The 7,115-nt window shown below is 60.6% G+C and carries 9 protein-coding genes; 3 read left to right on the forward strand and 6 right to left on the reverse strand.

Annotated elements, in window-relative coordinates:
- Window positions 1-57: 57 nt before the first annotated feature.
- From SR3_RS29710 to SR3_RS29735, 6 genes are all read right to left on the reverse strand, one after another.
- A complete protein-coding gene (locus SR3_RS29710) occupies window positions 58-633 on the reverse strand; it encodes a c-type cytochrome (RefSeq protein ID WP_068094871.1) in 576 nt (191 codons plus the stop codon).
- Window positions 634-662: 29 nt separating this feature from the next.
- Complete coding sequence (locus SR3_RS29715) at window positions 663-1,916, reverse strand: copper resistance protein B (RefSeq protein ID WP_068094876.1); 1,254 nt, start codon at window positions 1,914-1,916, stop codon at window positions 663-665.
- A complete protein-coding gene (locus SR3_RS29720; RefSeq protein ID WP_068094879.1) occupies window positions 1,913-3,889 on the reverse strand; it encodes a copper resistance system multicopper oxidase in 1,977 nt (658 codons plus the stop codon). Before SR3_RS29720 ends, SR3_RS29715 begins: the two co-directional genes overlap by 4 nt.
- A gap of 67 nt (window positions 3,890-3,956) precedes the next feature.
- Window positions 3,957-4,526: an RNA polymerase sigma factor gene (locus SR3_RS29725; protein ID WP_068094882.1), complete on the reverse strand. Its 570-nt coding sequence runs from the start codon at window positions 4,524-4,526 to the stop codon at window positions 3,957-3,959.
- A gap of 10 nt (window positions 4,527-4,536) precedes the next feature.
- The gene (locus SR3_RS29730) at window positions 4,537-4,977 is read right to left on the reverse strand and encodes a periplasmic heavy metal sensor (protein ID WP_068094886.1); all 441 of its coding nucleotides are present in this window, start codon (window positions 4,975-4,977) and stop codon (window positions 4,537-4,539) included.
- Window positions 4,974-5,249, reverse strand: a complete 276-nt coding sequence (locus SR3_RS29735; protein WP_068094889.1) for a hypothetical protein — start codon at window positions 5,247-5,249, stop codon at window positions 4,974-4,976. The genes SR3_RS29730 and SR3_RS29735 overlap by 4 nt, the downstream gene beginning before the upstream one ends.
- A gap of 128 nt (window positions 5,250-5,377) precedes the next feature.
- Between SR3_RS29735 and copC the strand changes: the two genes are divergently transcribed.
- Genes copC through SR3_RS29750 form a run of 3 tightly spaced genes read left to right on the forward strand, consistent with a single transcriptional unit; the run spans window position 5,378 to window position 6,998 of the window.
- The gene (copC, locus tag SR3_RS29740) at window positions 5,378-5,746 is read left to right on the forward strand and encodes a copper homeostasis periplasmic binding protein CopC (protein ID WP_068094897.1); all 369 of its coding nucleotides are present in this window, start codon (window positions 5,378-5,380) and stop codon (window positions 5,744-5,746) included.
- Window positions 5,747-5,750: 4 nt separating this feature from the next.
- Complete coding sequence (gene copD, locus SR3_RS29745; protein WP_068094891.1) at window positions 5,751-6,677, forward strand: copper homeostasis membrane protein CopD; 927 nt, start codon at window positions 5,751-5,753, stop codon at window positions 6,675-6,677.
- A 51-nt stretch (window positions 6,678-6,728) separates the two neighbouring features.
- Entirely contained in the window at window positions 6,729-6,998 is a 270-nt protein-coding gene (locus SR3_RS29750; protein ID WP_068094894.1) for a flagellar biosynthetic protein FliQ, read from the forward strand.
- Window positions 6,999-7,115: the final 117 nt, after the last annotated feature.

The raw sequence follows: 7,115 nt of genomic DNA on the forward strand, positions 1-7,115 counted from the left end.
AAAACGCATTTCAGTCTCCTCTTATAAAGAGCTTTACGCACTTGCGCCGCGCACCACTCATTTCATCCTTGGCATATCCTTCATCATCTTGTCGTGATCAGCCGGCGCACTGGAGACTAGCGTTTTGTATTGTTCGGGCGTCATGCCGGGAAGCTTGCGGACGAAGGCCACCAGATCCCAAATCAGCGGGTCGGGATGCGTGCGGCCCCAAGCCGGCATCGCGCTAAGCTTCACGCCGTGCTTGATGATCCAGAATTGTTGGCCGGGAGTAAGATTTCGGGCCTGCACTAGCTCGGGGGCCTGCGGATAAAGGCCTTGGCTCATCTCCGACTTCTCGACACCGGGGCCTAGATGACAGCCGGAACACATTTCCGCATACAGACTCGCGCCCGTCGAAATGCGGAGCGGAGAGGCGAGGTCCCCCGGAGGCGAGATGCCTTGCGCATGAACTTTGATGGACTGATCGCGAAGGCGTTCGAGCACGGAATAGACGAACGGCGTGTGCGGCTCATCAGCCGCGATGTTATAGACGCCAAGGTAAATAAACGCAGCCGCGCCCAACCCTAAGAGGATCGCGATCGCAGCTACGAATGGCAGGCTGGGCAAGTGCTGCTTCAACCCGGTGCGATCCATATCGGCCACTCCTGTTCTTCCACTGCCCATCAGAACCAAGCTCGCACACCGGCGACAAAGCTCGTCGTGGACGGGTCTTTGCCCTCGGCGCGTGTGAAATCTGCGGTGCGGCCGGTTTGTGTCACGTAAGAAACACCGACGTAGGGCGCGAATTGCCGCCTGATCTCGTAGCGGAGCCGAAGCCCCAGTTCCGCATCCGTCAGCCCCGCACCAAGCCGGCTTTCGGGCACGTCCTGGGCAGCCAAATTGAACTCGACGCGCGGCTGTAGGACTAGCCGTTGCGTGATGCGTTGGTCGTAATAGCCCTCAAGACGGCCGAGCAAATCGCCCTTGGTAGAGAGAAACAACGCTCCCTCGACCTCGAACATATAGGGCGAAAGGCCCTCGAAGCCGACCGTCGCGTAGGTGCGCTTCGGGAACGGTCCCAAATCTTGGCGGACACCGCCCTGTAGATTGAAATAGGGTCCAACCGCGCGGCTATAGAGCGCTTGGACTTCGGCGCTTTCGATGCCCTCTCGCAACGCACCTTCACCCTCACTTTTTAACCAGAGGCGGTTTATATCTCCACCAAACCACCCTTCGCCATCCCAGCGATAGCCATCACGGCCTTGGCGCGCCTGATACTCGGCAAGATTGAACATCACCTGATAGAAGGGCTTGCCGCCTGACTCGGACATCATGTCGCGGCGCGCCTTGGTCATATCGGCGGATGCAAACTGACGATCGGCGTAATGATCCATAGGCGGGGCGGGTGCAGGTGCGTTCCCGGCCGCAAGCGCGGTGCCGGTCTGCTCCATGGCCGGCATCGTCACGCCCGGCATTCCGGCCATGCTCGACATCCTTTGCGCGCCGTGCTGATCGGCCGGCATCGTCATGCCAGGCATCGACTGCATATCCGCCATCGGCTGCGGGGCACCCTGCGCGGGCGGTTGCTTGCTTGTAGGCATCTGCATCCCCGGCATGGATTTCATGCCCTGAGATGCACCTTGCGCGGGTTGGGAAGCGCTGCTGGACATGTCCATCTCAGGCATCGCCGAATGGTCCATCCGCTTCATGCCTCTTATCGGCGCGGCTGAGCTTCCGGCTGAGCGCTTGCGCTTTATCGCTGCTGGCCCGGATTGAGCCCGGGATTTGCCCTTCGCTGCCGATTTTTTGGTTACGGCTTGCTTCTTGGCCGGCATCGACATCCCAGGCATGTTCATGCCCTGCATGGACTGTGCCGCAACGGGTGCTGAGATGGTCAGCATAGCGGTTGCCGCCGATAGGAGAGCAGACCGCGTCATGCGGCGTCTCCGCGCGGACGAACACTGACGGTTCGCATCATTCCCGCGTGCATGTGGTAGAGAAGATGGCAATGGAACGCCCAATCGCCGACGGCATTCGCGGTGAAATCCCATGTGACCTTGCCGCCTGGCTGAACGATGACAGTGTGCTTGCGCGGCGCATGATCGCCGTGGCCAGTTACCAGCTCAAAAAAATGACCGTGAATGTGGATCGGGTGCCCCATCATGCTGTCGTTGATGAGGTTGATCCGAACGCGTTCGCCTTCGAAAAAAGGAATCGGCTCCATCTTATCGGACATTTTAACGCCGTCGAAAGACCACATGAAGCGCTCCATGTTGCCGGTCAGATGAATGTCGAGACTGCGCTCGGGCGCACGCACGTCGGGGTTGCGTGTCAGCGCCATCAAATCCCGATAAACGAGTACTTTGTGCCCCACGTCCTCTAACCCCTGACCGGGCTCCCCAGTGCGATCCATCGGCATCGGCGAGATCGTCTGGACACCCGGTCCCTTTTTGACCTGGGGTGCTTTCGAGAAGTCGCGCATTTTCATGGAGCCCATGTCCATCGCACCCATGCCGCCTTGCTGGCCGCTCATCGTGCTATGATCCATGCCTGCCATGTTGGCCATGTCGCCACCGCTGCTGCCACTCGCTATCGCGCCCTGGCCCATCGCTGCATGATCCATCCCCGGCATAACATTACCGCCCTGGGCCATGCCGCCCATCGCCATTGCCCCTGCGGCCATCCCGGCACTGGCTGTGGTGAGCTTTGCCGAAGAGTTCTTTTCGGCCGTGGGGTCCGGACCACGCATCTTCGACATATCGCCGCCCGACATGTCCATGCCGCCCATCGACGACATATCCATGCCCATGTCTTTCATCAATGCGAGCGGTCGTGCGCGAAGGGCCGGGACCTCTGCGGCCATGCCTGCCCGGGGGGCAAGCGTGGCACGGGCCAGCCCCGATCGGTCGATCGCCTCGCCGACGAGGGTATAGGCACGATCGTCGGTCGGGGTGACGATGGCGTCATAGGTTTCTGCCACGCCGATCTGAAACTCGTCCACCTCAACCGGCATGACATTTTGCCCATCGGCTTGAACGATGGTCAGCTTCAGCCCCGGAATACGGACGTTGAAAGTTGTCATCGAAGATGCGTTGATAACACGCAGCCGAACCCGCTGCCCGGGCCTAAACAATGCGGTCCAGTTGTCGCGCGGCCCGTGCCCATTAACGAGGTAGGTGTAGGCCGGCCCCGTCGCATCCGAAATGTCGGTCGGGTCCATCCGCATCTTGCCCCAATCGATGCGGTCCTTGAAACGCTGGTCCTTGCCTGAGAGAAGGCCGGCGAGCGTTTGCCGCTGATAATTGAAGTGGCCGGGATCAACCTTCATATCGCGGAAGATGGCTTCAGGGCTAAGTTGGCTATGGTCGGACAGTACAATGACGTGCTCACGATCGGATTGCACCGGATCGGCATTGGCCGGATCGATAATGATTGGCCCATAGTGACCAAGCTGCTCCTGAAGTCCCGAATGGCTGTGATACCAATAGGTGCCATTCTGCCGAATCGGGAACTCGTAGAGGAAGCTTGATCGCGCCTTGATCCCAGGAAAGGAAATTCCGGGCACCCCATCATATTGCGGCGGAACGAGCAGGCCGTGCCAATGAATCGAGCTGTCCTCGTCAAGGTCGTTGATGACGTTGAGGCGAACATTTTGCCCCTCGCGCAGCCGGATCAAAGGCGCGGGCACCGTGCCGTTGATGCCGATCGCCTTGGACACTCGGCCATCGATCATCATCGTCTGCCGGGCGATCCGCAGCGTGATATCGTTTCCGGTGACGGTCGGCAGGGATCTGGTGAGCCCAGGCGAATTTGTCTGCGCCCATGCCGGGATGTAGGCCGATAGCGCAAGGCCACCTCCCGCAAGGGCGGCCCCGCGTAGCATCTGACGGCGGTCGATTATGCGGCTCATACGGTCCTCAAGGCTGTCATACGGGACTATTCCTCTTGCCTTGATACGCGCCGCGCCAGGCTATCCCTCAACGTGAGCCCAATCTCTCCAACAATTTTGCGCGTGCACGGTACACGCGGGCTTCGACAGCCTTCTCGCTGATCGACAAAATCGCAGCGGTCTCGGCCTGGCTGAGCCCTTCAATCGTCCGCAATACCAGCGACTCTTTCAGGGCGGCCGGCAAATCCGCGATGGCCTTCGTCACGCGGTCAAGCTCTTGCCGATCCCCTACCGCATCATCGGCGGGCACCTGTTCGTCTGCGATGGCTTCGGCCTCAGCGCCGATCGAGATGGCGAAAGACAGGAAACGGCGAACGGTTTGTTTGCGGCCCCAATCCCGGCATTTGTTGATCGCGATTGTGGAAAGCCACGCGCGCATGGAACGGTCGCCATCGTAGCGGGTCATCGCCTGATGCGCCGCGACGAACGCCTCCTGCAACAGGTCCAACGCCTCGTCGGCATCGCCGACATAGGCCCGGATTAAGCGGAAAATCGATTGGCGATGGCGCCGCATGATTTCAGCGAACGCGGCTTGTCGGCCGGCAATGCTGAGCGTCGCCAGCTCCGCTTCGGATAGTTCGGTCCAGTCTAGGCTCACTTGCCAAGGCTCAGCGGGCGTCGTCGGTGAGCGCCTTCACCATCGCTTGATCGAACTGCCCCGTCTGATCTGGCCGCAGAAGCTGACGCATGGCAAATATGTGCTCGAGCGTCGCCTTTTGGAGCTCGCCCATGACGGCATGGCTTTGATCGACCGCCGCGGTGACGCGAGGACCGTTGCCATGTTCAGCCTCGATCGCCTCCGCAAGCCGCGCGTTGTCGGCTCGCAACTCCAGCTCATAAGCACGCCGCTGAACCGCAAAGCGCTGTTCCAGCACATCAAGACGCGCTTGTTGGTTCGCGTCGAGCGCGAGCTTGTGATGCAAGACCTCGTGCAGCTCGGAGCCGGGTGGCGAGTTTGAAGAAAGGAGCGCGCGACCGACGAATACCCCGACGATCGCGGCGACGAAGCATGCAAGCACGCAAAGCGTCAAACGGGTGCGGCCGCTCATGGCGCGCCGTCGAGCAATGACGACGGCGCGAGCGCCGACACCGATCCAAGCGGAGATAAGGGCGACATCGCCCTGGCCTCGCGTGTCGGCACGCGCGCACCGAATATGCCCATAACGAGCGCTAATGCAATTGTCGTCGCACCAATCCTCAAGCCTGCATGGGCCACGGGGCGGACCGTGATCCGCGCCAGCACCCTTGCTTCCATTCCGTCAAGGCCGGCCGGTGCGGGTGCCTCGGCTAGTCTCGTCAGCATCGCGTCGAGATCGTTCATATCATTCACTCCACCCCTCTAGCATAGATTACGCAGACCACGCCCACACCCCTCAAGCGGCCGTCTTGAGGGGTAGTCGATCGGGATGCGTAATGAAGAGAGGGAAACACCAAACGAAAGAGACCATCATGGGACGCCTACCTTTTCTGATTGCTGCAACCACTCTTGTCGCGCTTGCCGGCACCGCCAACGCTCATCCCAAACTGCTTTCCGCGAGTCCAACCGCCAATGCGACGGTCGCGACTCCCGGGCGCGTCGAACTTCATTTCAGCGAGACGCTGGTGCCCGAATTTTCCAAAGGCGATCTGACGATGGCGGCTATGCCGGGGATGGCGGCAATGGCGATGCCGAGTACCGCGACGCTTGCCCCTGACGGGAAGACCTTGATTATCACGCCAAAGGGTAAGCTTCCCGCCGGTCGGTATAGCGTCGCTTGGCATGTCGTATCGACCGACACGCACAAAGTTGATGGAAGCTATACCTTCGCGGTGAAGTGAGACCATGGGAGACTGGTCGCTGATCTGCGTCCGCTTCGCGATCTATTTGACGCTGATGGCGCTGTTCGGCCTATCCGCATTCGGTCTGTATGGGCTTAGGGCGGGCGAGCGCGGCACCGCGCTCGCATTGCGGGCTTGGCTGGTTGGGAGCGCCGCCCTTGGGCTGCTCCTTTCTGCTGCCTGGATTGTGCTGATGGCGTCCTCAATGGCGGGAACGCCAATCTGGCCGGTCGATCACGCGGCGATCGGCGCGCTGCTGACTGGCTCCGCAATCGGCGCTGCCTGGAAACTCCGCATGGTGGCGCTCATCTTTGCGGCAGTGGCAATCTTGCTGGCTGCGGGTCGCGGCAGATGGTTAGGCGTCGTCGCCCTATGCTCGGCCGTGGCACTCGGGACACTGGCATGGACCGGGCACGGGGCGATGGATGACACCGCGATGGGTTGGGTTCATCTCGTTGCCGATATTCTCCACCTGATCACGGCGGGAGCGTGGGTAGGGGCGCTACTCGGGCTTATTCTGCTGGTCTCCCGGGCCACTGAGCGCGTCGATGCGGCCCATTTGAGCCTGACGCACCGCGCGCTGCACGGGTTCGGCGCGATCGGAACGGCCGTGGTCGGCACGATCGTGGTCACGGGCCTGGTGAATGGTTGGATGCTGGTCGGGATTGCCAACATTACCGCGCTAGCCACGACGCTCTATGGTCGGCTCCTCCTCATCAAATTGGCACTGTTTATCGCCATGCTGGGCCTAGCCTCACTCAATCGCTTCCGGCTTACACCGGCATTCGAGCGGTTCATCGCCGGCGACGATCACAGACGCGCGTTCGCCGCGCTGCGTGCGAGTCTTGCGGTCGAAACTGCTTGTGTCGTCGTCATACTTGGCGTCGTGGCGTGGCTCGGAACGCTCGCTCCACCCGCATCAGCAATGTGATGCTGAGCCAGGACGTCTCGCGGTCCCTGGCTCACAAAGCGTGATTGCTTGATGGAGCAATCCATCCTTCTTGATGAAACGGGGCGGATGCTGGTCGTGGCCGGCCTGATCTGCGTCATCTTCCTCGTGCCGATGCTGATTATCGGACTGATAATCAGCATCATCCAAGCCGCGACATCGATCAGCGAAGAATCTCTGAGCTTTTTGCCCAAGCTGATCGCACTGGCTGTGTGTCTGGTGGTATTCGGAAGCGCGGCTACCGATCTCTTGACCAAGTTCACGGTCGAACTTTTCAACTTGATCGCGCGGGCAGGCAGTTAGCTCTACTAAGCGCGTTCGCGCGCCTTTCGCGGAGCACTTTAGGCGAGCTAGCTCGAAACGTACCCATCTGGTGAGCCTTTCAATTACCCACAAGTGGTCGCACGCGTGATTCGCGTG

The organism is Novosphingobium rosa NBRC 15208, from assembly GCF_001598555.1.
GTDB classification, from domain to species: domain Bacteria; phylum Pseudomonadota; class Alphaproteobacteria; order Sphingomonadales; family Sphingomonadaceae; genus Novosphingobium; species Novosphingobium rosa.